Source organism: Pectobacterium wasabiae CFBP 3304 (genome assembly GCF_001742185.1).
Taxonomy (GTDB): Bacteria; Pseudomonadota; Gammaproteobacteria; order Enterobacterales; family Enterobacteriaceae; genus Pectobacterium; species Pectobacterium wasabiae.
This window is the reverse complement of record NZ_CP015750.1, coordinates 3692166-3716846: the sequence shown is the minus strand read 5'-3', so window position 1 is coordinate 3716846 and position 24681 is coordinate 3692166. Positions and strand designations below refer to the sequence as shown.

Here is a 24681-nt window from a genome sequence, read left to right as displayed (position 1 = left end):
TAGTCCTTAGGGCGGAGAATACTCTCCGCCCTTCTCTTTCTACCCGATTATTCCCCAATCAACTCAACGGTGTTAAACGCCGCCAGCAGGACGTCTTCATTGAGCGTCAACGGCAGATAATGAATAGATTCACCCGTTTGCAAAGTTCGGGCAATAACCGCCTGAAGTGCCGCGCGATCGTGAATATCCACATCCAATTCAGCCAGCGATGTCGGCAAACCAAACACCTTGAACGCCGCCTTCAACTGGCGCAGCGTTTCGCGATCACCCAACAAGGCAGTTTGTACCAGGATGCCATAGGCCACTTTGGTGCCGTGCAGGAAACGTTCGGTTTGCGGCAACACCGTCAAGCCGTTATGAACCGCATGCGCCGCCGCTACGCGGGTGTATCGCTCACCCAATCCGCCAACCATCCCGCCCCCGGCAATGATCGCATCCACGACGTCCAGAAAATCCTGTGTTAGCTCGCCACGCTTGACGGCGGCTAATGCCGCTGCGCTTTGTTGCAATAATACATTGCGAATATCCAGCGCAGTCTGTAAGCCAAGACGGACAGAAAGAGGCAACGTTTCAGGCTGGGGACTGAGAACAACAGCCTCATACCACTTCGCCAGCGTATCCCCTACCCCTGCTAGCAGATATTCTACCGGAGCGGCTAGCATAATCCGCGGTTCAACCAACACCAAATGGTTAGCATCGGTGAAAATCTCGAAGCGCAATGCCTGCCCGGCATCGTTATACCAGACGGACAGCGGCGTCCAGGCCGCACAGGTTGCCGCAATGGTCGGAATTGCCACCAGCGGCACACCAATATGGCGCGCGGCAACCTTCGCAGTATCCAGCACTGCCCCACCGCCGACGCCAATGACGACCTGACATGCCTCGCCTGCTTGCGCCACCAGCTTTGCGACTTCCCCCTCGCTGCAATGTGCACCAAACTGAACGCGTCGGGCTGACGGCGCATCGAACTCGATCGGTAAATAAGGTCGAGCCGCGGCGATCGCACGCTCACCGTAGATCCACAGCGCATTTTTCAGCACGTCCGGTGGGTAAAACTCCAGTAGCTTATCGATAGCGCCGGGAAAAGAGAAATAGTTGGCGGGACCAACCTGTACGCGAACTGTCGTGGTGTGCATGTTTAAATCTTCCTCGCCGCCCCTTATCTTGGACACGGCTCTCGTCTAATGTTTGCTGCTGGGCTACCCTGTTGATAATCCCATCTTATTCACTTGCTTGCGGCAGCTTAAGAACTTTTTTACTTAATTTATGCCTTTTCGTTCATAGCCAACGACTCTCAAACACTTGAAGCGGTATTAAATTCTCTGGGATATATGCTACCTTTCTTTTCCGTTATTTCATGACCTTAACCGCCAAGAGCGTTACCGACCATGACCTCTACCTCCCAAAGTCGGCTGGAAATGCGCAATATTTCCATCTCCTTTTCTGGCTTCCACGCCCTCAAGCAGGTTAATTTCACTCTGGAAGGCGGCTCGATTCACGCCCTGACTGGCGCAAACGGTGCGGGTAAATCCACGCTCATGACGATCTTGTCGGGTGCTTACGATCACTATCAGGGCGATATTCTGATCAATGGCAAGCAGGCCGATGTCCATTCGCCGCGAGATGCCAAGCGATACGGCATTCATCTGGTGCAGCAGGAAGTCGATGTCGCGCTGGTTCCCACACTGTCCGTGGCGGAAAACATTATGCTGGACACGTTGGCACAGGACGGACACCTGCTGAATTGGCCGCAGATATATCGTCAGGCGCAGGTGCTGCTCGATCAGCTTGGCGTTCACCTTAATGTTCGTCAACGGCTGGATACTTGCTCACTGGCTGAGAAACAGCAAATTTTGCTCGCCCGCGCGTTATCCCACGAATGTCGTTTCCTGATTCTGGATGAGCCTACCGCTCCGCTGGATCAGGCCGAAAGCGCACGTCTCTTCCAGGTGGTGCGTCGGTTACAGGCAGAGGGCATCGGGATCGTGTTTATTTCCCACCGTATTCATGAATTGAGCGAAATCTGCGATACGTTGACCGTTCTGCGTGACGGCGAGTTTGTCAGCAGCGGCGCGATGCAGGGGCTGAGCGGCGAGGAAATTGTAGAAAGAATGCTGGGACATCGACTTGACGATATCTTCCCAGCGCGCCGTACCACGCCTTCAAACGAAACGCTGCTTCAGGTCACGGGTTTGCACGACGAAACGCTGCTGCACAATATTTCTCTCACGCTGCGCAAAGGGGAAATTCTGGGGATTGCCGGGCTGGCGGGTGCGGGTAAAACCGAGTTGTGTAAAGCGCTGTTCGGCGCAGAACCCTGCCAGATCGTGCAGGGAGAATATCGCGGTAAACCCTGGAAGCCGCAGTCACCTCATCAATCCGTCGAGCAAGGTCTGGCGCTGGTTCCTGAAGAGCGGCGCAAGGAAGGCATTTTTATTGATGAATCCGTCACCATGAATCTCAGCATCACCGCCACCGACAGCTTTTCCCGTTGGGGCTTATTCAGCCGAGGCAAAGCGTTGCGCTGGGCGAAACAGATCGTTGAACGGCTTGCGGTTCGCACCACTGGCCCGGCGCAAAAACTAGCGCGCCTATCGGGTGGTAACCAACAAAAAGTGGCCATCGGCAAGTGGCTACGGAGCGAAGCACAGGTTCTGATTTTTGATGAGCCCACCAAAGGCGTGGATATCAAGGCCAAACAGGATCTGTTCACGCTGATTGACAACCTCGCCCGTCAGGGCAAAGGCATTATTTATGCGTCGGGCGAGTTCTCCGAACTGGTCGGACTCTGCGATCGCATCTGCGTGCTATGGGATGGACGCATTGTCGCAGAGCTAGACGCCGCTGACATTGACGAAGAAACCCTACTTTTATATTCAACTGGAGGAACTCCCACGTGAGTCACCCACTTTCATCTAACGGGGCGCTCCCCTTCCGTCACCACGTTTTCGAGTTTCTCTACAAGTGGGGCATGCTGATCACGGTTGTTGCATTGATTGCCCTCTTCGGACTCGCATCGGACAACTTTCTCGACCCGTATAACATCATTAATATCCTGCGTTCTATCGCCATTGTGACGGTGATTGCGATTGGTGTTTCTATCTCGCTCTCTGTAGGCGGGTTTGATCTTTCCGTGGGATCAACGGCCTCATTAGCGAATGCGTTAGTGATCTCCCTCTTTGTCTGGCACGGGTTTGGCACCACTAGCGCGATTGTTCTGACGCTTCTGCTGTGTACACTGGTCGGGCTATTCAACGCTTTTCTCATCGTCGTACTGAAGATCCCCGATATGCTGGCGACGCTCGCCAGCCTGTTCGTCATTCAGGGCGTGGCAATGACGTATAGCTATGGTGGATCCATCACGCAGAACATGGTGTTGCCCAGCGGCGAAATGGCAGAAGGCATCATTCCCGAATTCTTTGCCACGTTGGGCCAAGTGCCAGTGATTGTTGTCATCATGCTGGCAGTGACGGTGTTGGTGCAGCTATATCTGTCCCTTACCAAGCACGGTCGCCGGATGTACGCGATTGGCGGCAACCCAGAAGCAGCCCGGCTGGCGGGCATTCGCACGGCGCGTTATCGGGTACAGGCATATGTGTTCTCTTCACTACTCGCGGCGCTGGGCGGCATCTTACTCGCATCACGCATCGGCTCTTCACAGGTCAATGCTGGCGGCGGCTATTTAATGGATGCGGTTGCCGCAGCCTACATCGGTTTCTCGCTAGCGGGGTCCGGCAAACCGAATGCGCTGGGTACGCTACTCGGAGCCGTCATACTTGGCGTCCTACAGAATGGACTGGTAATGCTCTCCGTTCCTTATTACGCCATGGATATCATCAAAGGTCTGGTTCTGGCGCTCGCGCTGGCAATGACGTATATCCAGAAACGCTAGTACTGCTCGTGTCCGCCCCTTTCATCAGAATTTGGGGCGGATCGCCGTCCCTCATCTACTCAGCTTATTACGTTATGCCCGTCATACCTCAAGTTGCATGTGCGTTGACTGCGCTCAAATACTCGGCCCGTCGTGGACTTCGCCCTAAAGGACCGCAGCTTGCCGCCGGCCTGAAATTCGAATTATTTAGGGTATATGTACGGTCGTTATTATTAATAAATAAATATTTCCATCAGAAATAAGAATAATCACAGAAACATCCTCAGTAATTCCATTTTCAGGAAGATGAAAAACTAAGATAAGCGTTCGAATGTTTCTCATTTAATCCCGAACCACCGATGCAGGTCAGTGATTCGGGTGACTGAACGTAGCCAATGTGCAGGTCGCTTGAAGTGTAACGAGAATAATAACGTTTTGCTTTACGTCGGTATGTACTACTTTCGTTTTTTATGGTGTAGCGCGAATGACATACGCGATGGAACAATAAATTTTGATAATCAGTTAAAATTGATGAATATCATATTTTCGCTACCGGCAATATCCTCAAATACCTGACTGAATCAAATTACACATTATTATCGGTGTCCGTTCTGCTGGGCATATTCATCAATATTTTCAATCGTCTTTTCCATCAACAGTTGCAGCGATGAAGCCGACGTCCAGGAGATATGTGGCGTAATCAGAAGATTAGGCAGGGTTTTCGCCGCCACCATCAGCGGGTTGTCTTTTTCCGGCGGCTCCTGCGTCAGGCAATCTAACGCAGCACCGGCAATACTGCGCTCGTGCAATGCTACAGCCAGTGCACTCTCATCAATCAGCCCCCCTCTGGCGGTATTGATAATAAACGCGGTTGGCTTACACAGCGCGAGCGTCTCCGCATTGATCAGATGTCGCGTGCTCGCCTTTAGCGGGCAGTTAAGTGAAATCACATCCGCCAGTCGCAGAACGTCCTCAAACGGCAAATATCCCGCACGACACGGCGAGGCGCCTCGGTGCTCAGCAAAAATCACCTTCATTCCCAGCGCCTGGGCCATACGCGCCACTTCCTGCCCAATCGTACCCGCACCGATGATGCCCAACGTAGAGCCCGCGATATCCTTAACCGGATGATCAAAGTAAGAAAATTGCGACTGGCTGGCCCAGCGATCGCTCAGTTGATCGCGATACCACGCCATAAGGCTGTGTTTCAGCGCGAACATCATGGCAATAACGTGCTCAGACACCGCTTGCGTAGAATAGCCCGGTACATTTTTGACCGTGATACCCAACTCTTTGGCGGCAGCCAGATCGATATTGTCAGTTCCCGTTGCCGTCACGGCAATCAGTTTCAGCGCAGGTAACGCCGCCAAAGTATCTCGCGTTAGTAGGGTTTTATTTGTGACGATAACGTGGGTGTTTTTTGCTCGATCGATAACTTGCTCGGGCAAAGTATAGCTATATTCAATCCATTCATGGCGGCATTGTGGACGCCTAAAATTTGTCTTTTTCAGGAAAATGGTTTCAGGCAGAGAGCCTTTATCCAAAAATGTAATTTTTAACATCATCGCGCCCTGGTTGCTATTCATACACTGATTTTCGATTGCAGATATCAAGGTTCTCCACAATCGGCAATCACGACAGGTATTCTCATACAAAAACTAATGAATTAAATTCCCTGTGTGACGCAGAACAACGAACGCATTAATAACGTTACTCTTCCTGCCTCATCGGAAATCCATCACTCCGTAACGTGAAGCGTAGTCAGCATTAAAGCAATTAACAATACCTAATATAATGAATTTCACTCATCGACATTGTTAGCGGCGATATTCAGAAATATCACAAAAAATAGGGCCGCAAGCCATAATCAAAATAGAAAAGATAAACGTACAGTGAAACGTGGGCAGAATTAGCGTCAGCGGAATGAATCAGAAATGTGGATGAGTAGGTAGATAGGTGGGATATGTTAACCCCCCGAAACGGATAGGAACCCGTTTCGGGGCAGAATGACTATCAGAAGTTGACGTTGACTGACATCCAGTAGTTACGCCCCGGAGTGACATAACCCGTCGTAGAACGACTGGAGTCGAAGTAATCACCCGCATAGTACCCGTTATACGATTGTACCTGGGAGAAGTCCTTATCCAGTAAATTGTTTACCGTACCATTCAACGTAACATCCTTTGTCACTTTGTAGGAGGCACCCAAATTCACCACTGTCCACGCCTTCAGTTCGGAACCACGCGCGTTATTCACCAGTTTCTCATCATCGCTCAGATTGGCATAATTGCTGAGAAAACGCGGCGTTTTGCCATGATATTCAGCGGCCAGCCAAGTTGCCCACTGCTCGTCAATTTGCCAATTCAGACGGGCATTCGCCATATGTTTAGCCGTGTTAGTGAAGGCCGCTCCGGGGTTATCCCCACCGATTTGTTCACTGTGCGTATAGGTGTAATTCAGCCCCAGCGTTAATTCAGGAACAACTACAGGGAAAGAGGTTGCGAATTCAATACCTTGCGTTCTGGCTTTACCAATGTTGCGGCTGGACTCAACGCGTTCCGTAACTTCCCTACCATTTGGCAACGTAATTTTATTGCTGCTAATCGTATAGCTGTCGATTTTGTTTTTGTAATGGTTCACAAAACCAGTAATGTTCGCTCTTACGTTCGCGGCATTCTCATAGTACAGGCCTGTCTCAAAGTTAGTACTTTCTTCCGGCTTCAGATCGGGGTTACCCAAGACTGTCGTCCATCCATTCCCTGCCACGCCGCTGACGCCATTATGCAATTGTGCCAGAGAAGGCGTTTTGTACCCGGTGCTGACGCCACCTTTTACCGTCCAGTCATCCGCCACATTCCATACCAGATAGGCGCGCGGACTCAGATGACCACCGAAGCTATCGTGTTTCTCATAGCGGGCACCTAGCGTCAGAGACAATGGTTCAAGTAACTGCCAATCATCTTCCGCATACAGCGACCAGCTTTTTTGTTCGAACGTTTCACCACTGTTTACCAGCACGATGCCATCTTTAAGGCGTGCATCCCAGAACTGTCCACCGACAGTTAGCAAATGGTCGTCCCCTACCGGTGACACCAGCATCGTATCAAAGATAGTGTTGGTATTTTTCAATTCACGATCGCTACCAGAGAAGCCTGCGTTAGCAGAATTTAAGAGGCGCGGTGTCAGTATACGTCCCGTATTTTCCGTGGTGGCATATGACAGGTTTGAGCTCCAGCGGCCAAATGACAGATCGGTATCGTGCCCAACCGCCAGTTTATTACGCTCAAAGCGCAGTTCATCGCGGTATCCACCGCCACCCACGCCAATCGGACCCAGTTGGCTACTGCGGTTATCGTAAGTCTGACGTGATACATCACCGTCAATCCACAGCGTATTAGCCTCGCTGGTCTTCATGCTCAGCTTAGCGCCGACATTATAGTTATCGGTTTTGGTCGGGAACGGAACACGGGTGTCACCGCTATCGCTCAGCGAGGTTACGCTGGAGCCCTGCCGATGCTCCAGATTGCCGCGCACCGCCAAACTAAATTTATCATTCGCCAAGGGCCCAGAAGCATAGATCCCCAGCGTGGAGCTGTCGCCCCATTTGCGGTGTTCTTGCACTGTATGTGACAGGTTAACGCTGCCGCGCCACTGCTTGCTGTCTTTCTTGGTGATAATGTTAACCACGCCACCAATCGCATCAGAGCCATAGAGCGTCGACATCGGCCCGCGAATCACTTCGATACGCTCAATCGCTGACAGCGGCGGCATCACCGCCGTATTCATGGTATCAAAGCCGTTCGGCGTGGTATCGCTGCTGGCATTCTGACGCACGCCATCGATCAGGATCAGCGTATATTTGCTGGGCATGCCACGGATGCTGATGTCCAGGCCGCCGGTTTTACCCGTTCCGCTGCGTACATCAACGCCTTCCACGCCGCTTAACGCCTCGCCCAGATCGTGATAACTTTTTTGCGAGAGTTCTTCTTCGCTAACGACCGAGATGGAAGCTGGCGCATTCGTTAATTTTTTCTCATAGCCACTCGCAGTGACCACCAAAACATCATTATTACCTGCTGCGACCGCTGCGTTTGTTGCTGTTGCTGCTAGAGCCAGAGCCACTGCACTCTTAAGATTAATCAAAGAACGCCCTTTCATGATCCCTCGTTATTTTATTGAGTTTTTTTGCAAAAAATAGTGTAAAGGAATGCATTGAAACGTAAATGATAAGTATTAGCATTTTATCTTTCGTTTAACTTCCGTTTATAAATGCCGATTTTCGTAGTAATAACGCATTCACTAAGAAGAATAAGAAACAATCAGCAGGCCATACGCTGCGGCAATTAAATTCAAAATATTTGATATAGAAAGGCGATTTTGAAGAAAAAAAACGCCACTGATAAAAATTTCATCAGCGGCGTGAAAATAAATGACAAGGTAAAAAGCGGCCACGTTGACCGCATTATCACGATTAGTCTTTATGATCCGGGAACGTCATATCCTGATATTTAATGAAGCCCGTTCCGCGATACACCTTATAGCCGAGCCAAATCAGCAGGAACAGCGGAATACCGATGTACGTGGCCGTCACACCATACCAATCGATTTTATCTTCCAGGAACGCCTGATAATTCTGTCCCAACGTGATGATTAGGCAGAGCACAAACGCGAAGATCGGCCCTAATGGGAAGAAACGCGACTGATAAGGCAGACGATTCAGGTCATGACCTTGCATCACATAGCCACGACGGAAACGGTAATGGCTGATCGCGATCCCCAGCCAGGCAATAAAGCCTGTCATACCGGAGGTATTCAGCAGCCACAAATAAACCGTTTGGTTGCCATACAGAGAAGACAGGAAACACAACGCCGCCACCACGGTTGTTGCGTACAACGCATTGCGCGGCACGCCGCCTTTTGACAGCTTGGCGAAAATGCGCGGCGCTTTACCTTCCGACGCCAGCGTAAACAGCATACGCGTAGAGGCGTACATCCCGGAGTTACCCGCCGACAGCACCGCCGTCAGGATCACCGCATTCATGACCGCAGCAGCAGACAGCAGACCCGCATTCTCAAACACCAGCGTGAACGGACTTACCGTAATGTCTTTTACATCATTACGCAGCAAGTTCGGGTCGGTATAAGGAATGATTAAGCTGATAATCAGAATCGCAAAGATGTAGAACAGCAGGATACGCCAGAAAACCTGGCGGATCGCGCGGGGGATATTTTTCCCCGGATCCTGAGATTCACCGGCAGCGACACCAATCAGTTCAGTACCCTGGAAAGAGAAACCAACAATCATCGCCACACCGATCATGGCGGAGAATCCCCCTGCAAACGGTGCATCACCGATTTGCCAATTGTGGAACCCTGCATTTTCCGCACCGCTCATAATGCCCGTAATCATCATTACGCCAACGGCGATGAAAATAATGACCGTCGTCACTTTAATCAGTGAGAACCAGTACTCGGCTTCGCCAAACCCTTTCACGGAAATGTAGTTAAGCAGGAACATCAGTGCCAGAAACAGGGCGCTCCAGATCCAGCCCGATACCTCGGGGAACCAATATCCCATCACCAACTGCGCCGCAACCAGATCGACTGCGATGGTTACCGCCCAGTTGTACCAATAGTTCCAGCCCAACGCAAAGCCGAAACCTTCTTCAACATAGCGGGAACCGTAGGTAGAGAATGAACCGGAAACTGGCATAAATGCCGCCAGTTCGCCCAGACTAGTCATCAGGAAATAAACCATCAGCCCAATCAGGGCATAGGACAAGAGTGCGCCACCCGGGCCCGCTTGTGAAACCGTTGCGCCCGAAGCGACAAATAGCCCGGTGCCAATCGATCCGCCAATCGCGATCATCGTTAAATGCCGTGCTTTCAGTTCACGGCGCAGGGTCGGTGCGCCCTGTGTAGTTTGTTGAATATCGTGCTGAGCCATTGTTATCCCGCGTGCTCGTGCTAAAAATCGAGGCGGGATTGTAACAAATAGACTTGCTCTGGATAGTTAAGATCGTCGAGTTATAAGAGAGCTTAATAACTCACGCCCGATTATTAGCAGCAGAAAATAGCTCCGCTATACCGTTTCGCAGCAATAACTCAGGAAACGCCGCAATACATTCGAAAGATGCTTCTGTCGGTGATGAACCAGATACAAGGTACGCGTGAGCTTAGGCAATGGCACCTTCAATTCCACCAGCGTGCCCGCCGCCAACTGCTCGGCAATCACATGCCGCGACAGGCAACTGATGCCGATTCCGTGGCGAACCGCATGCTTAATTGCTTCCGAATTGCCTAACTCCATGACCAGATGAAAATGCGACAGGTGCGTCAGCAGCAAATGATCCAGCACTTCGCGCGTGCCCGAACCGCGTTCACGCAAGATCCAATGCGCATCCGCCAGCGCGGCTAGTGACACTGCCCCCCGACTAAGCGGGTGTTCCGGGGAGCAAAACACCACTAACTCATCTTCCAACCAGGGTTGCGTAATTAAATCAGGGTGATGGCAAGGCCCTTCAATCAAGCCCAAATCAACACTAAATTCGGACACGCGGGTTATGACATCTTTAGTATTGCCAACGTGCAGTTCCAGTGGAATGTCAGGATAGTCATGACGATAACGAGCAATCATCGCAGGCAATAAATAGTTACCGATAGTGCTGCTGGCATAAATACGCAACGCCCCATTGTCACGCCGGAAGAGCTGTTCAATCTCCATCGATTGTTCAAGCAACGCCAGCGCTTTGGGGTAAAGCAAGCGACCATGCTCATTGACAACCAGACGTTTACCCACGCGATCAAAGAGTTGAACCCCCAATTGCCCTTCTAAATCAGCCAAAGCGGCACTGACAGCCGATTGAGAAAGTGCAAGCACAACGGAGGCCTGTGTCGTTGAACCATTTTTCAGGACTTCGGCAAAGACTTCCAACTGACGTAACGTGATATGCATAGTGCGCTCTTTATCTGAAATACCTATAGGTTATAAATATATAATCAATTTCTCTTTTAATCTCATGGATTATAAGCTGGCTTCTCAATCGGTACGGTCAGAATAGGCACCAAACTCATGGCTCTTCCTGCAACATTACAAGCGATAACCCCACACCATGGAGCAAAAGCGCGATTACCTGGCCTGCTGTTAATCAGTTTAATAACTTTTTCACTTCTCTGGCTGGCAAATATTCCGAAAATCGCCCACTGGGGACCCGGCTCACTGACATTAGCGATCCTAATGGGGATCGTGCTGGGGAATAGCGTGTATCCGCGAATTCATCCTCTATGCGACCCCGGCGTACAGTGGGCCAAGCAGCATTTATTGCGCTGGGGCATCATACTTTATGGGTTTCGGCTCAGCTTTCAGCAGGTTGCTGCCGTGGGCGTTACCGGCATTGCCGTCGATCTCACCGTCGTCACGCTGACGTTCTTGCTCGCCTGCTGGATAGGCAAGCGCTGTCTGAAGCTCGACAATGAAACCGTGATTCTCATCGGTGCGGGCAGCAGTATCTGTGGTGCGGCGGCGATCATGGCGACAGCCCCCGTCGTCAAAGCATCCAGCAATGCGACTGCTGTCGCGGTTTCCACCGTGGTGATTTTCGGTACGACAGCTATGTTTTTGTATCCATGGCTCTATCAGCTCAATCTCGAACATCACTGGATTGAGGCCACGCCGCAGATCGTCGGCCTGTATTTTGGCTCAACGATACATGAAGTGGCTCAGGTCGTTGCCGCAGGGCATGCCGTCGATGGTGCGACGGAAAACATCGCTGTTATCAGCAAAATGCTGCGAGTGATGATGCTGGCACCTTTCCTTCTCATTCTTGGGTTCTGCCTGAAGAAAGCGATGCCAAAAAGTGATGTGGAAGAAAGCATGCCACTGATGTTCCCGTGGTTTGCGCTGGGGTTTATCGCCGTGGCTGGGTTCAATTCTTTCCCGCTACTTTCTCCCGTCCTCGTCACACAACTGATCCAACTGGATAATGTGCTGCTGACCATGGCGATGGTGGCTCTCGGCCTGACGACCCGATTCAGTGCCATCCGTCAGGCAGGGGCAAAACCACTGCTGCTGGCACTGATTCTGTTTATCTGGCTGATAATCGGTGGGGCGGGAATCAATCTGTTCTTCGAACACTTATTCCGCTAACGATAAATTATTTACCCATTAACGTCTGATTAACCTATACCCTAAATAATTCGAGTTTCAGGAAGGCGGCAAGTGAGGGAATCCCGATGAGCTTACTCAAGTAAGTGATTCGGGTGAGTGAGCGCAGCCAACACACATGCAACTTGAAGTATGACGGGTATACGCGACGATGCCATAATGTCCCCGAGATCAGAGGAGACCAACATGAAATACATCGGGGCGCACGTTAGCGCAGCAGGCGGGGTCGATCAGGCCGTGATCCGCGCGCATGAGATAAAAGCGACGGCTTTCGCTTTATTTACCAAGAATCAGCGCCAATGGCAGGCTGCACCGCTCAGCACAGAGGTCATTGACCGTTTTAAAACTGCCTGTGAACAGTATGCCTATACACCAGCACAGATTCTGCCCCACGACAGCTACCTGATTAACCTGGGTCACCCAGAAGAGGAAGCATTGGAAAAATCACGCATCGCGTTTATTGATGAAATGTCCCGCTGCCAGCAGCTTGGGCTGAGCCTGCTGAACTTTCACCCCGGTAGCCATCTGAAACAGATCGAGGAAGCGGACTGTCTGGCACGTATTGCCGAATCCATCAACATCGCGCTGGCGGAAACGGACGGTGTCACCGCCGTGATTGAAAATACCGCCGGACAAGGCAGTAACCTGGGCTTTCGCTTTGAACATCTGGCGGCCATCATTGATGGCGTGGAAGATAAAAGCCGCGTTGGCGTGTGTATCGATACCTGCCACGCTTTCGCTGGCGGTTACGATCTGCGAACGGAAGCGGATTGTGAAGCGACCTTTGCTGAATTCGACCGTATTGTTGGATTCCGCTATCTGCGCGGCATGCATTTGAATGATGCGAAAAGCACGTTCGGTAGCCGCGTTGACCGACACCACAGTCTGGGAGAAGGTAATATCGGTAAAACCGCTTTCAGCTACATCATGAAAGATCCCCGTTTTGACGGTATCCCGATGATTCTGGAAACGGTCAATCCCGATATCTGGACCGACGAAATCGCCTGGCTCAAGTCTGAAGCCCAGTGCTGATTAGTCTTTTTATCCTGTAAAAAAAGCGCCAGATGGTGAATACCAACTGGCGCTATCTCATCCACATCCCTGTGTTATGGCATTACACTTTCTTCAATTTTGCTGGCGTGACGGTTAACGTCCCCGTCCCCGCCTGCATCGTGAAATTTATAACGATAATCAGACTTATGCAGCTTTCGCCAGTTGTTCATCAGAGCGTTTCAGCAGAGCGTACAGCACGCCCGCTACCGCCGTTCCCGCAATGATCGCTAACAGATAGCCGATAACCGGGGTAATCGCGCCTGGAATCAACAGGACGAACAGACCACCGTGTGGTGCCATTAACTTAGCGCCTACCGCCATAGACAGTGCGCCAGTTAGTGCCCCACCGACGATACAGCAAGGCAGAACGCGCATTGGATCGCGCGCGGCGTAAGGAATTGCCCCTTCGGAGATAAAGCACAGGCCCAGCACAAACGCCGCTTTGCCCCCTTCACGCTCGGTCGGGTTAAATTTCTTACTTGCCAGCACAGTTGCCAGACCCATTGCCAGCGGTGGCACCATACCCGCGGCCATGACGGCAGCCATCGGTGCGTAAATCTGGCTACTGAGCAAGGTCGTACCGAAGACGTAAGCCACTTTGTTAACCGGGCCGCCCATATCCGTACACATCATCGCGCCCAGAATCGCCCCCAGGATCACCGCATTCGCCGTGCCCATGGATTGCAGCCAGCCTGTCAGGCCCGTCAGGATTTTCGCCACCGGCGTACCGACGACGTAAATCATGATAAGACCGGTGATCAATGTAGCGAACAGCGGAATGATCAGGATCGGTTTTAGCGCAGTCAAACTTTGCGGCAGAATCAGTTTATTGTTGATCGCTCTGGCAATATAACCTGCCAGGAAGCCGGCAATAATCCCGCCAAGGAAGCCAGCTCCTGTACTGACCGCCAACATCCCGCCAACCAGACCCGGCGTTAAGCCAGGACGATCCGCAATGGAGAAAGCGATATAGCCCGCGAGAACTGGCACCATTAGCGCAAAGGCAGAACCGCCACCGATCTTCATCAGCGCTGCGGCCAGCGTACCTTCCTGTTTAAAGGCTTCAATACCAAAGACAAATGACAGCGCGATACACAAACCACCCGCCACCACCATCGGCAGCATGTAAGACACGCCGGTCAACAGGTGACGATATGGGCCTGCTCCGCCTTTCTGACCCGACTCGCTCGCGCTTGCCACGCTGGATTGTCCGGATGGCTGATACACTTTGGCTTCAGCCTGCGCCTTGTCTAACTCCTGTGCCGTCTTTTTCAGCGCCAGCCCGGTAGAAGTGCGATACATCTTCTTACCGGCAAACTTCGCCAGATCGACTTCAATATCTGCCGCAACGATCACCAGATCGGCCTGCTCCACTTCCTCTGGGGTAATCGCATTACCTGCACCAACGGAGCCGCGTGTTTCAACCTTAACCCACCAGCCGCGTTTTTTGGCTTCGCTTTCAATCGCTTCTGCTGCCATAAACGTGTGCGCGACGCCAGTCGGGCACGCCGTTATCGCCACAATACGCTTGGCAGCCGCGGGTGGCTGAACGGAAGCTGACGCGACAGTCTGATATGTCGTTGCTTCAGCTTGCGCTTTTGCTAAAAAAGCGTCCGGCTGTGAAACAGCCAGTTCGATCTCACCGACATAGACCTGCTTGCCATTCAGTGCGCTGTCCGCCGCAGCGGATGCACCCAGAACGATCGCCAGTTCAGCGTCGTTAGCATGTTCTGTAAACGTCACCCCTGCTTTCGCAGCGGCAGCGCCGAGTAGGTTCTTCACCAGTTGGCTTCTCGCCAGGCCCAGTGATTTATCCAAAATCAGCAGCGTTTTCATTGTTTGTCTCCTGCTGTATCAATTAAAGGGTTTCAGGTCGACACGCGCCATCATTGCGGCCAACTGAGGACGATCGGTAATACCTACATTACTTTGGCTGACGGCCAGAGCCGAAACTGCCGTAGCCAAACGCAGAGTGTGCTCACTGGACTCACGCATTAATAAGCCATAAATCAACCCCCCAACCATGGAGTCGCCCGCCCCTACCGTACTTACCACATCACAGGCCGGTGGTTTCGCTAACCACGCGCCAGATGCATTCACCCACAGTGCGCCTTCTGCGCCCAGTGAGATCACAACGTGCGCGATACCCTGTTCACGCAGCGCGTGAGCAGCATCCACCACATCAGCCAGCGTAGGTAATTTACGCCCAGCCCATATTTCCAGCTCCCGGCGGTTTGGTTTCACCAACCAAGGAGAGGCCTTCAGTCCCGCCACCAGCGCTTCACGGCTGCTGTCGAAAATAATGCACGGACACTGCGTGCGCAGACGCGACATCCAGTCGGTAAACGCATCAGGATCGACACCCGCAGGCAAACTGCCGCTCACCGCGACCATGTCGAACTGCCCCAGCCAGCTCAGCGAATCATTGACGAAGCGCTGCCAGTCTTGCTGTGTCACTTCAAAACCAGAAAAGTTGAAGTCGGTTACATCACCATCTTTTTCGGTTAATTTGACATTAATACGCGTGCGCCCCGGCACAACCTGAAAACGGTTGGCAATGCCCAGCTCGCTGAACAATTGCTGAAAACCATCCTGATTGTCTTTACCCAGAAAGCCACCTACCGTGACATCAATCCCGAGGTCTTTCAGCACCTTGGCAACGTTGATACCTTTGCCCGCGGCGTGCAGACCCGCTGTCTGAACCAGATTGACTTCGCCTTTCTCAACTTCAGGGCAATAGCCAACCAGATCGTAAGCTGGATTCAGGGTGATTGTGGCTACTCTCCTGCTCATGCTGCCCCCTCGCCCAAACCGGACGTAATCGCCTCGCCAATCGCAGCCAGCGCTTGTTCTGCATCACTACCGCTGGCGGTGAAACGCAGTTTGTGACCTTTTTTCACGCCCAGCGCGACCACTTTCATCAGACTGCGGCCATTTGCTGGTTTGCCTGTGCCATCCAGATTGGTCACCGTAATTTCACTGGTGAACTGCTTGATCACGTTTACCAGCATGGTGCCCGGACGGGCGTGCAGGCCGTGTTCGTTACGAATGGCAAATTCTGCCGTCAGCACTTCGCTCTCTTCCGGCACATCGCTGGTCAAGAGTGCCAGCAGCGTCGGTGCATCAGCCGTCAGCAGACGTTCCGCTTTTTGCGCAATCAGCAGGTTGCTCAGGTAATCAATCGGTGCAAAAGCTTGATCGTCAGTCGCCGCAACGGTTACCAGCAGGGCCACGTTTTCACCATCAACGCTGAAAGGCGCGGCTGGACGTGCCACCGCAGCCGCGCTGCTGAGGTTACCGACAGCGCTATCGCTGAACCACACACCCTGTCCCAAATTCAGTGGCTTATTGCTGACAGTGGTGCTGACAAAGCTGGCGTCTGCTGCACCAACCTGCTGAAGACGGCCGGCGTTCAGTGCCTGAAGCGTCAGCAGATTATCGGTCGCCACATCCAGCGCAATCAGCGAGGTGTCAAAACGGAACTCCGCTAGTTGCTGCTCGCCCATCAGCAGGCTACGCAGTTCTTCTGCTGAGGTGGTGCTTGCCAGACGTGCCGCTATGCGATCGTCGCTCAAAACGTGAGTCAACTGACGCAGCAAAGCCAAGTGTTCGTCAGAGCGAGCGGCAATACCTAACACTACATAGGCGGTTTGATCTTCTCCCCAGGCGATACCCTGAGGAAACTGAAATACTTGAACCCCGGTCTTCAATACCAGATCGCGGGTATCGGTTGTGCCGTGAGGGATAGCAATGCCGCTTCCCAAATAGGTAGAGGTTTGCTGTTCGCGCTGTAGCATGCCGTCGACATACCCTGCGTTAACGCACCCGGCATCGGTCAATGCTGAAGCAACAAGCTGGATAGCTTCCTGCTTGTTGCTGGCCGCTGCGCCCAAATGAATATCTTGCTGTGACAACTGGAACATGGCTCTCCTCTCCCGCTGAAAGTTGAATCGTTTCAGCTTTTATGAGAAAAAAATGTGGCGATTATTAGGGCGTTTCAAAAAAAATCCCGCTGAAACGTTTCAAAAGTCTCATTCTATTGCGTCATTTATGCAAGCTTTCTACGCTGCTGACGTAACAAAATTTTGACATAACGCACATTTTAACGTGGATGACGCGCTGCCCGCCAACAAAAAACCTCAAATGGCTGAAGTCATGCTGACGAAAAATAATGAAACAAGATTTCGGTTTCATTATAAACGCGAGTAGTATGTCGCGCTCGACAGTCTCTGCCTATTTTCCAAGCGCTATCAATTTATGTTCACTCCTGCAAACACAACACGACGTTCGCTTGATCTGACATCGTCAGCATTTTTAGTTATTGCCTTTCTGACCGGAACGGCAGGCGCCCTGCAACTTCCCACACTCAGCCTTTTTCTTTCCAGCGAAGTACAGGCTCGTCCTTTTATGGTGGGCATGTTTTATACCGGTAGCGCGGTTATCGGCATTATCGTTAGCCAAATACTGGCCACGCGCTCGGATCGTCAGGGCGATCGCAAATCACTGATATTCATCTGCTGCCTGCTCGGCGCACTGGCCTGCATGCTGTTTGCATGGAACCGGAACTACTTTATTCTGCTCTTTATCGGCGTCTTATTGAGCAGCTTCGGCTCGACGGCAAACCCGCAGCTTTTTGCACTGGCACGAGAGCACGCGGATAAAACGGGTCGTGAAGCAGCGATGTTCAGCTCAATTCTTCGTGCCCAAATTTCGCTCGCCTGGGTTGTCGGCCCCCCCATCGCCTTTGCGCTGGCACTCGGATTCGGCTTCACGACGATGTATTTGACCGCCGCCGTTGTCTTTGTCTTGTGCGGCATCCTGGTCAAACTCTTTCTTCCATCCATGCCCAAAGCCGTGGAGAAAACGACTTCCACGCTGGAATCGCCGCGCCGCAACCGCCGGGACACGCTCCTGCTGTTCGTTGCGTGTACCTTGATGTGGACCTGCAACGGGATTTACCTCATTAATATGCCGTTGTATCTGGTGCATGAACTGCATCTACCAGAAAAACTGGCAGGTATCATGATGGGCGTAGCTGCCGGGCTGGAAATTCCGGTGATGCTGATTGCAGGCTACGTTGCCAAACGCTTCGGTAAACGACTCCTAATGCGGCTTGCCGTCGCCTCCGGTTTACTGTTCTTCGGTGGCCTACTGTTTCTGAATGGTGAAATCGCGCTGCTGGCGTTACAGGTGCTGAACGCCATCTTCATCGGTATTCTGGCTGGGATCGGTATGCTCTACTTTCAGGATTTAATGCCTGGACAGGCCGGTGCAGCGACGACGCTGTTTACCAATACCACGCGCGTTGGCTGGATCATCTCCGGTTCACTGGCTGGGATCGTTGCTGAAATCTGGAGCTATCATGCCGTGTTCTTCTTCGCCCTGCTGATGATAGTCGGCTCCATCTATTGTATGTGGCGCATCAAAGATGTCTGACCACCACAAGTTAGGGTGCGGTATCGGCTTCCAGTTTGAGCAGGTAAATCATTGCCTCATCGCGATGGCTGAAACACATATCCGCCCGCGGCTTTAGCCCTGCACAAACCGCAGGCCGCAGCGGGGAATGGAATAGCCCGCAGCGCATCGCCTCATCAAGATGAATACAAGGCGTGTTGGCAGGCTTGCCGTGCGGCAGGCCAGGCATTGGCGTTGAAATCGATGCCGCGATGCAGCAAGCACCGCAATGGGGGCGACAGTCCATCAGTAAGCTCTTCGGTGGGCTGACAAGGGATAGAGTTCGCCACGATAGCAGCCCCACAGTAAAAAACCAATATCAGCCCTTTTTTCCTTATACTCTAAATAATTCGAATTTCAGGCAGGCGGCAAGCGAAGGACAAATTCGTCAGGAACGAATTTGACCAGCCAACGGCTGGCCTTCGGTGAGAGACAGGATGTCTCTCATTTCATCCCGATGAGCTTACACAAGTAAGTGATTCGGGTGACAGACAAATCTGCCGGAGGCAGGTTTGAACGCTGCTTGCAGCGGCCCCAACGGGGCGAGGCATACGCAAGTGTGCCGAGTAGCGTAGCCAACGTACATGAAATTTGAAGGATGACGAGTATATACTTGCCTGAATTCTCCGGCGCGAGTAACGTGTCGCCACAAAAATCACACTCCTTATAACAGGTAATTTTTATGGCAAGAGCGAACGAGATTAAACGCGGAATGGTTGTTAACTATAATGACAAATTATTGCTGGTAAAGGACATTGACGTCCAGAGCCCCAGCGCCCGCGGTGCCAGTACATTGTATAAAATGCGTTTTTCTGACGTCCGCACGGGTTTGAAAGTGGAAGAGCGTTTTAAAGGCGATGATATTATCGACACCATCACGCTGACCCGCCGCACGGTGACCTTCTCTTATATTGACGGTGACGAATACGTCTTTATGGATGATGAAGACTACGCCCCTTATCTCTTCAAAAAAGATCAAATAGAAGAAGAACTGCTGTTTATCCCTGAAGGTGGTATGCCGGGGATTCAGGTGTTGAGTTGGGACGGCCAAATCATCGCGCTGGAACTGCCGCAGACGGTAGATCTGGAAATCATCGAGACGGCGCCGGGCATTAAAGGTGCCTCTGCCAGCTCACGTAACAAACCTGCCACCATGAGCACCGGTTTGGTCATCCCTGTTCCAGAATATCTGAGTGCGGGTGAAAAAATCCGTATTCATATCCCAGAACGTCGTTACATGGGCCGCGCAGACTAACCACATCAACTGCGCCATCAGCACGACACGTGTCGCCGGATGATCCATCCGGCACATCTCAACCTTCCATTCGCATAGGAACCTGCCATGCTAACAAAAGTCAATTTGATCACCGGGTTTCTGGGTAGTGGAAAAACGACCACTATTCGCCATCTTCTGTCGCAAAAGCCTGAAGACGAAGTCTGGGCGGTGCTGGTCAATGAATTTGGTGAAGTGGGTATTGACGGCGCGCTACTGGCAGATAGCGGTGCAGTTCTGAAAGAGATTCCTGGCGGCTGTATGTGTTGCGTAAATGGTTTGCCGATGCAGGTTGGCCTGAATATGCTGCTGCAACAGAAAAAACCCCATCGATTACTCATCGAACCCACCGGGCTTGGTCATCCAAAACAAATTCTTTCCTTGCTGACGAGTGATATCTATCAGCCCTGGCTGACATTGCAGGCTACGCTGTGTCTGCTGGATGCGCGCCAATTAAGCGACACACGCTACACGGAAAATGAAAATTTCCGCGACCAGCTCGCTGCCGCTGACATGATTATCGCCAACAAGCGTGATACTTATACCATCGACGATCTCGCGGCATTACAGCAGTGGCAACAGACAAGTGGTGATGGTCGGCAAATTATCGAAGTTAGCCAGGGAAACGTTGACCGGCAGCAACTCGATCAAGCACGCCACAACGTGCGCGAACTGCCCGATGGCACCCACCACCATTCACATAAGCCAACAAATGGTTTGGCTGCGCTGAAGCTACCGGATGGACAATCCTGGCGACGTTCTCTCAATCAGGGCCAGGGCTATCACGCCTGCGGTTGGATATTCGAGCCTGACACTGCTTTTGACACCGCCGCCCTGCTGGACTGGGTTCGCCTTTCACCCGTGAGCCGGGTTAAAGGGGTGATGCGTATAAAAGAGGGAACGCTCGTCGTCAATCGTCAGGGACACGATCTGCATATAGAAACCCGATCGGCGGCACCGATTGATAGCCGTATCGAAGTCATCAATGAAACGCCGGCAGAATGGAATACATTACAAACCGCGCTGTTAAAGGCTCGTTTAGCTAACGTGGACTAGACTGGCGTTTTTCGTCTTTGTTTGGATGCTTTGCCTTATGTCATTTGCTCGTCTTTCTTCTATTTTAGTGCTCAATGTTTTGGGCATTGGTCTGTTTTTTTCCTGGTATTTACCAGAAAATCATGGTTTTTGGTTCACGGTAGACAGTACTGTTTTCTTCTATTTCAATCATCTTTTGGTTGATAGCCCGGCATTTTTACATTTGGTTGCTATTACCAATAATCGTGCCTTTGATGGCTGTGCGCTCATTGCGATGGGATTACTGTATTTGTCGTTTTATTTGAAAGCCACTCCCACAGAGCGCCGCCGCTTGTTGATCATTGGCTTTATCATGCTGTTAACTGCCGTGGTGCTGAATCAAGCAGGGCATTTGCTCCCTGTTCAACATGCCAGCCCGACGCTCTACTTTAGCGATGTCAACCGTGTTTCAGACTTAACGGGCATTCCGACCAAAGATGCTTCATCGGACAGTTTCCCCGGCGACCACGGTATGATGCTAATGATCTTTGCTGCCTTTATGCTGCGCTATTTTACCCGCACTGCTTTCGCTATCGGCCTGACCATCATGGTGGTTTTCTCCTTACCTCGCATCATGATCGGCGCACATTGGTTTACCGATATTGCCGTCGGTTCGCTCTCGGTTGTTCTGGTCGGCCTGAGTTGGTGGTTATTAACGCAAGCAAGCGATGCGGCTATTGCCTTGCTAAATCGACTATTACCTAAAAAATCGACAGTATAAATCCACATGATTTCAGATTTTTTACATCGACATTTTTTAGCTGAACACATCATTAAATCTTATAAATAAATTAGTTAAAACTTCTCGCAATCCCCCTGCTGTTGCGGTAGTCTCGTTCAAGTTTGCTTTTTGGCGCACACTGAACTACCCGCAGCAAGAGAAATAATGTGCATTCTGGCACACTTTCGCTGATGAATGTTTGGCTAAGAAGAAACTCTGATTTAGTCTGAATCTCGTTTTCGTTTGGCATTTATTATGCCCCAGTGAAATGGGGACACTACATAGCGATATTTATCGTTAAGGACAGCAAGGGAACATAACAATAATGGTCAAGTCTCAACCGATTCTGAGATATATCTGGCGGGCAGTGCCTGCCGTAGCGGTAGCAATGATGCTCTCCGCATGTGGAAGTAATAGTGCATATAACCATAAAGCTCAAACTGATATGCATGCAGTTAATGATAAAGATGGTCTTTTACTGCAAGCCTCTCAGGATGAATTTGAAGCACTGGTTCGTAACGTGGACATCAAGTCCAAGTTGCTTAACCAATATGCCAGTTGGAAAGGTGTTCGTTACCGTTTAGGCGGTGATAGTCGCCGTGGCATTGACTGCTCAGCTTTCGTTCAGCGCACTTTCCGCGAACAATTTGGCATGGATTTACCGCGTTCAACCTATGAACAGCAAGAGATGGGCCAGCAAATTCAGCGCAACAAACTGCGCGTTGGCGACCTTGTTCTGTTCCGTGCAGGTTCAACCGGACGCCATGTTGGCATTTACCTCGGCAACGATCAGTTCGTCCACGCATCAACCAGCAGTGGCGTCATCATCTCCAAAATGACGGAAGACTACTGGAACAAGCGTTATCAAGAAGGGCGCCGCGTTCTGAGTAAAGGAAAAACCAGCTAAACAATATCTGTCCCTTGCTGTGGTATTGTTTAACTAGCCAACGAAACGACACTAACGCCGCTTATCACCTAAGCGGCGTTTTTTTATCCCAGCGTATCCCCCCCGTACCTTGCCCTTCTGCATACTGCGCAAAATATGACTGACTCAACAACCTGAAACATTAACAGGCCGTGATTAAGGTAGGTTTATCACCTGATTTCATGATAAAAAGAAAACACGCAACTTCCCGATGGGAATGTTAATTATTTCAAGAACTTTATGCCGAGGAAATCGGCATTGTTGACATTACGGTATGGTATGTCTGCATCAGACAACGCCCAACCAGATAACGTCCACTCGCAGGAGATTACCGTCAGATGTTAAAACGCGTTATCGCTGCCGTATTGCTTTGCACGGCCCCTTTTGTGCATGCCGAGACGATTGAAAACAGCACCCGCTTTGCGCTTTTGGGTGAACCAAAGTATGCCGAGAACTTCAGCCATTTTGATTACGTTAATCCTGATGCCCCCAAAGGCGGCAACATCACCCTCAGCGCATTGGGTACTTTTGACAATTTCAACCGTTTCGCGCTACGTGGCGTAGCGGCAGCGCGTACAGAACGACTCTACGATTCACTCTTCACGTCTTCTGATGACGAGCCCGGCAGCTACTATCCGCTGGTCGCGCTCACGACACGCCATTCGGCGGATTTCCGCTGGATTGAAATAGAGATGAATCCCAAAGCCCACTTTCATGACGGCTCACCGATCACCGCCGCTGACGTGGCGTTCACCTACAACATGTTTATGACGCAGGGTGTACCGCAGTTCCGCATCTATTTTAAAGGCGTTACCGCCAAAGCTGTTGCACCACTGACCGTGCGTTTTGATTTTCCCGTATCCGACAAAAACCGTATGTTCAGCCTGCTGACGCTACCCATCATGCCGGAGAAGTTTTGGAAGAATCATAAATTCAACGAACCACTCTCCTATCCGCCTCCGGCTAGTGGTCCTTACCGCATCACCGCCTATCGAACGGGGCAATATGTCACCTATTCGCGCGTGAAAGACTACTGGGGGGCCGATCTACCGGTAAATAAAGGCCAGTATAATTTCGATAAAATTCGCTATGACTACTATCTGGACGACAGCGTAGCGCTGGAAGCCTTTAAAGCCGGAGCCTTCGATCTGCGTGAGGAAGGATCGCCAAAAAACTGGGCGGCCCAATATCAGGGCGGCAATTTTGCACGCGGCTACATCATCAAGCAGGATCAGGTCAATCAATCCGCTCAGGATACACGCTGGTTGGCATTCAATATCCAGCGACCGCAGTTTCAGGATCGTCGGGTACGTCAGGCGCTCGCCCTGGCATTTGACTTTAACTGGATGAACAAGGCGCTGTATTACAACGCCTATCAACGTACCGACAGCTATTTCCAAAACACCGAGTATGCCGCCAAAGGTGAACCTAGCGCCGAGGAATTGGCCTGGCTGACGCCGCTCAAAGATAAAGTCCCTGCCGAAGTCTTTGGCCCCAGCTATCAACCGCCCTCCTCCGACGGCAGCGGCTATGACCGACAAAACTGGCTTAAGGCCATCAAATTGCTGGAAGACGCAGGTTGGGAATTGAAAGATCAAAAACTGGTTAATCGCCAAACCGGGCAGCCATTTACGTTTGAGCTGCTACTACCAAGCGCCGGCAACTCGCAGTATGTCCTGCCTTTTCAGCAAAGCCTGAAAAAGTTGGGCATTACCATGAATGTACGTAACATCGACAGCACGCAGTTCAATAATCGTATCCGCAAGCGCGATTACGATATGACGGCCACGTTATACGGCGCCTCTCTCTACCCTAGCGCCGATCTGCAAATGCGCTGGAGCTCGCAATATATCGATTCGACCTATAACAGACCTGGCGTCAGCGATCCCGCTATCGATTCACTCATCGAAGACATCGTTAAGCATCAAGGACAAAAAGTACCACTGCTGTCATTAGGCCGCGCACTGGACAGGGTATTGACCTGGAATCAGTTTATGATCCCGATGTGGTATTCCAACCATGACCGCTTCGCCTATTGGAACAAGTTTGCCATGCCTGCGGTACGCCCAGCTTATTCGCTTGGTTTTGATGGCTGGTGGTTCGATACCAAACAGGCAGCCACGCTGCCCGCAGAGCGACGTTAAGG

General features: G+C 51.4%; 19 protein-coding genes. 10 read left to right on the top strand and 9 right to left on the bottom strand.

Features of this window, described 5'->3' with window-relative positions; all coding sequences use genetic code 11:
* Positions 1 to 47: 47 nt before the first annotated feature.
* Entirely contained in the window at positions 48 to 1136 is a 1089-nt protein-coding gene (locus tag A7983_RS16940; protein WP_005967299.1) for an oxidoreductase, read from the bottom strand.
* Positions 1137 to 1388: 252 nt separating this feature from the next.
* Between A7983_RS16940 and A7983_RS16935 the strand changes: the two genes are divergently transcribed.
* A complete protein-coding gene (locus A7983_RS16935) occupies positions 1389 to 2900 on the top strand; it encodes a sugar ABC transporter ATP-binding protein (protein WP_005967297.1) in 1512 nt (503 codons plus the stop codon).
* A gap of 71 nt (positions 2901 to 2971) precedes the next feature.
* Positions 2972 to 3892 (top strand): ABC transporter permease, encoded by a 921-nt coding sequence (locus A7983_RS16930; RefSeq protein WP_235778027.1) that lies wholly within the window; start codon positions 2972 to 2974, stop codon positions 3890 to 3892.
* A gap of 575 nt (positions 3893 to 4467) precedes the next feature.
* Here A7983_RS16930 and A7983_RS16925 read toward each other — a convergent pair.
* From A7983_RS16925 to yieE, 4 genes are all read right to left on the bottom strand, one after another.
* Positions 4468 to 5457 (bottom strand): 2-hydroxyacid dehydrogenase, encoded by a 990-nt coding sequence (locus A7983_RS16925; protein WP_039477220.1) that lies wholly within the window; start codon positions 5455 to 5457, stop codon positions 4468 to 4470.
* A gap of 427 nt (positions 5458 to 5884) precedes the next feature.
* Complete coding sequence (locus tag A7983_RS16920) at positions 5885 to 8029, bottom strand: TonB-dependent receptor (protein ID WP_005967291.1); 2145 nt, start codon at positions 8027 to 8029, stop codon at positions 5885 to 5887.
* 313 nt (positions 8030 to 8342) lie between these two features.
* On the bottom strand, positions 8343 to 9818 hold the full coding sequence (locus A7983_RS16915) for an amino acid permease (RefSeq protein ID WP_005967288.1): 1476 nt from the start codon (positions 9816 to 9818) through the stop codon (positions 8343 to 8345).
* Positions 9819 to 9953: 135 nt separating this feature from the next.
* The gene (gene yieE, locus A7983_RS16910; protein ID WP_005967286.1) at positions 9954 to 10826 is read right to left on the bottom strand and encodes a DNA-binding transcriptional regulator YeiE; all 873 of its coding nucleotides are present in this window, start codon (positions 10824 to 10826) and stop codon (positions 9954 to 9956) included.
* Between the two features lie 117 nt (positions 10827 to 10943).
* Between yieE and A7983_RS16905 the strand changes: the two genes are divergently transcribed.
* The gene (locus tag A7983_RS16905; protein WP_005967284.1) at positions 10944 to 12017 is read left to right on the top strand and encodes a YeiH family protein; all 1074 of its coding nucleotides are present in this window, start codon (positions 10944 to 10946) and stop codon (positions 12015 to 12017) included.
* A 204-nt stretch (positions 12018 to 12221) separates the two neighbouring features.
* Positions 12222 to 13067, top strand: a complete 846-nt coding sequence (gene nfo / locus A7983_RS16900; RefSeq protein WP_005967282.1) for a deoxyribonuclease IV — start codon at positions 12222 to 12224, stop codon at positions 13065 to 13067.
* Positions 13068 to 13232: 165 nt separating this feature from the next.
* Here nfo and fruA read toward each other — a convergent pair whose 3' ends face one another.
* The 3 genes from fruA to fruB are packed head-to-tail and all read right to left on the bottom strand — an operon-like array spanning position 13233 to position 17011.
* A complete protein-coding gene (gene fruA, locus A7983_RS16895; protein WP_005967281.1) occupies positions 13233 to 14924 on the bottom strand; it encodes a PTS fructose transporter subunit IIBC in 1692 nt (563 codons plus the stop codon).
* A gap of 18 nt (positions 14925 to 14942) precedes the next feature.
* Complete coding sequence (fruK, locus tag A7983_RS16890) at positions 14943 to 15881, bottom strand: 1-phosphofructokinase (protein WP_005967280.1); 939 nt, start codon at positions 15879 to 15881, stop codon at positions 14943 to 14945.
* On the bottom strand, positions 15878 to 17011 hold the full coding sequence (gene fruB / locus A7983_RS16885; protein ID WP_005967279.1) for a fused PTS fructose transporter subunit IIA/HPr protein: 1134 nt from the start codon (positions 17009 to 17011) through the stop codon (positions 15878 to 15880). The genes fruK and fruB overlap by 4 nt, the downstream gene beginning before the upstream one ends.
* A 334-nt stretch (positions 17012 to 17345) precedes the next feature.
* Here fruB and setB point away from each other — a divergent pair, with 334 nt between their 5' ends.
* Positions 17346 to 18524 (top strand): sugar efflux transporter SetB, encoded by a 1179-nt coding sequence (setB, locus tag A7983_RS16880; RefSeq protein ID WP_005967277.1) that lies wholly within the window; start codon positions 17346 to 17348, stop codon positions 18522 to 18524.
* Between the two features lie 10 nt (positions 18525 to 18534).
* Here the strand turns inward: setB and A7983_RS16875 are convergent, their stop codons facing one another.
* Positions 18535 to 18789, bottom strand: coding sequence for a hypothetical protein (locus A7983_RS16875; RefSeq protein WP_005967276.1), 255 nt, complete (start codon positions 18787 to 18789; stop codon positions 18535 to 18537).
* Between the two features lie 435 nt (positions 18790 to 19224).
* Here A7983_RS16875 and yeiP point away from each other — a divergent pair, with 435 nt between their 5' ends.
* The 5 genes from yeiP to A7983_RS16850 all read left to right on the top strand — a co-directional run bounded on the left by yeiP (position 19225) and on the right by A7983_RS16850 (position 24679).
* Positions 19225 to 19797, top strand: a complete 573-nt coding sequence (gene yeiP, locus A7983_RS16870; RefSeq protein ID WP_005967274.1) for an elongation factor P-like protein YeiP — start codon at positions 19225 to 19227, stop codon at positions 19795 to 19797.
* A gap of 87 nt (positions 19798 to 19884) precedes the next feature.
* Entirely contained in the window at positions 19885 to 20871 is a 987-nt protein-coding gene (locus A7983_RS16865) for a CobW family GTP-binding protein (RefSeq protein WP_005967272.1), read from the top strand.
* Between the two features lie 37 nt (positions 20872 to 20908).
* Positions 20909 to 21610: a phosphatase PAP2 family protein gene (locus tag A7983_RS16860; protein WP_005967270.1), complete on the top strand. Its 702-nt coding sequence runs from the start codon at positions 20909 to 20911 to the stop codon at positions 21608 to 21610.
* Positions 21611 to 21935: 325 nt separating this feature from the next.
* Positions 21936 to 22517: a bifunctional murein DD-endopeptidase/murein LD-carboxypeptidase gene (mepS, locus tag A7983_RS16855; protein WP_005967268.1), complete on the top strand. Its 582-nt coding sequence runs from the start codon at positions 21936 to 21938 to the stop codon at positions 22515 to 22517.
* A gap of 356 nt (positions 22518 to 22873) precedes the next feature.
* Positions 22874 to 24679 carry an extracellular solute-binding protein gene (locus A7983_RS16850; protein WP_005967263.1) on the top strand — a complete coding sequence of 602 codons (1806 nt, stop codon included), beginning with the start codon at positions 22874 to 22876 and terminating at the stop codon, positions 24677 to 24679.
* The last annotated feature ends 2 nt before the right edge of the window (positions 24680 to 24681 follow it).

Excerpts from the sequence above, each read along its gene's own strand:
- A7983_RS16940 (WP_005967299.1), bottom strand. The coding sequence starts at position 1,136 with ATGCACACCACGACAGTTCGCGTACAGGTTGGTCCCGCCAACTATTTC.
- A7983_RS16935 (WP_005967297.1), top strand. The coding sequence starts at position 1,389 with ATGACCTCTACCTCCCAAAGTCGGCTGGAAATGCGCAATATTTCCATC.
- A7983_RS16930 (WP_235778027.1), top strand. The coding sequence starts at position 2,972 with ATGCTGATCACGGTTGTTGCATTGATTGCCCTCTTCGGACTCGCATCG.
- A7983_RS16925 (WP_039477220.1), bottom strand. The coding sequence starts at position 5,457 with ATGAATAGCAACCAGGGCGCGATGATGTTAAAAATTACATTTTTGGAT.
- A7983_RS16920 (WP_005967291.1), bottom strand. The coding sequence starts at position 8,029 with ATGAAAGGGCGTTCTTTGATTAATCTTAAGAGTGCAGTGGCTCTGGCT.
- A7983_RS16915 (WP_005967288.1), bottom strand. The coding sequence starts at position 9,818 with ATGGCTCAGCACGATATTCAACAAACTACACAGGGCGCACCGACCCTG.
- yieE (WP_005967286.1), bottom strand. The coding sequence starts at position 10,826 with ATGCATATCACGTTACGTCAGTTGGAAGTCTTTGCCGAAGTCCTGAAA.
- A7983_RS16905 (WP_005967284.1), top strand. The coding sequence starts at position 10,944 with ATGGCTCTTCCTGCAACATTACAAGCGATAACCCCACACCATGGAGCA.
- nfo (WP_005967282.1), top strand. The coding sequence starts at position 12,222 with ATGAAATACATCGGGGCGCACGTTAGCGCAGCAGGCGGGGTCGATCAG.
- fruA (WP_005967281.1), bottom strand. The coding sequence starts at position 14,924 with ATGAAAACGCTGCTGATTTTGGATAAATCACTGGGCCTGGCGAGAAGC.
- fruK (WP_005967280.1), bottom strand. The coding sequence starts at position 15,881 with ATGAGCAGGAGAGTAGCCACAATCACCCTGAATCCAGCTTACGATCTG.
- fruB (WP_005967279.1), bottom strand. The coding sequence starts at position 17,011 with ATGTTCCAGTTGTCACAGCAAGATATTCATTTGGGCGCAGCGGCCAGC.
- setB (WP_005967277.1), top strand. The coding sequence starts at position 17,346 with ATGTTCACTCCTGCAAACACAACACGACGTTCGCTTGATCTGACATCG.
- A7983_RS16875 (WP_005967276.1), bottom strand. The coding sequence starts at position 18,789 with ATGGACTGTCGCCCCCATTGCGGTGCTTGCTGCATCGCGGCATCGATT.
- yeiP (WP_005967274.1), top strand. The coding sequence starts at position 19,225 with ATGGCAAGAGCGAACGAGATTAAACGCGGAATGGTTGTTAACTATAAT.
- A7983_RS16865 (WP_005967272.1), top strand. The coding sequence starts at position 19,885 with ATGCTAACAAAAGTCAATTTGATCACCGGGTTTCTGGGTAGTGGAAAA.
- A7983_RS16860 (WP_005967270.1), top strand. The coding sequence starts at position 20,909 with ATGTCATTTGCTCGTCTTTCTTCTATTTTAGTGCTCAATGTTTTGGGC.
- mepS (WP_005967268.1), top strand. The coding sequence starts at position 21,936 with ATGGTCAAGTCTCAACCGATTCTGAGATATATCTGGCGGGCAGTGCCT.
- A7983_RS16850 (WP_005967263.1), top strand. The coding sequence starts at position 22,874 with ATGTTAAAACGCGTTATCGCTGCCGTATTGCTTTGCACGGCCCCTTTT.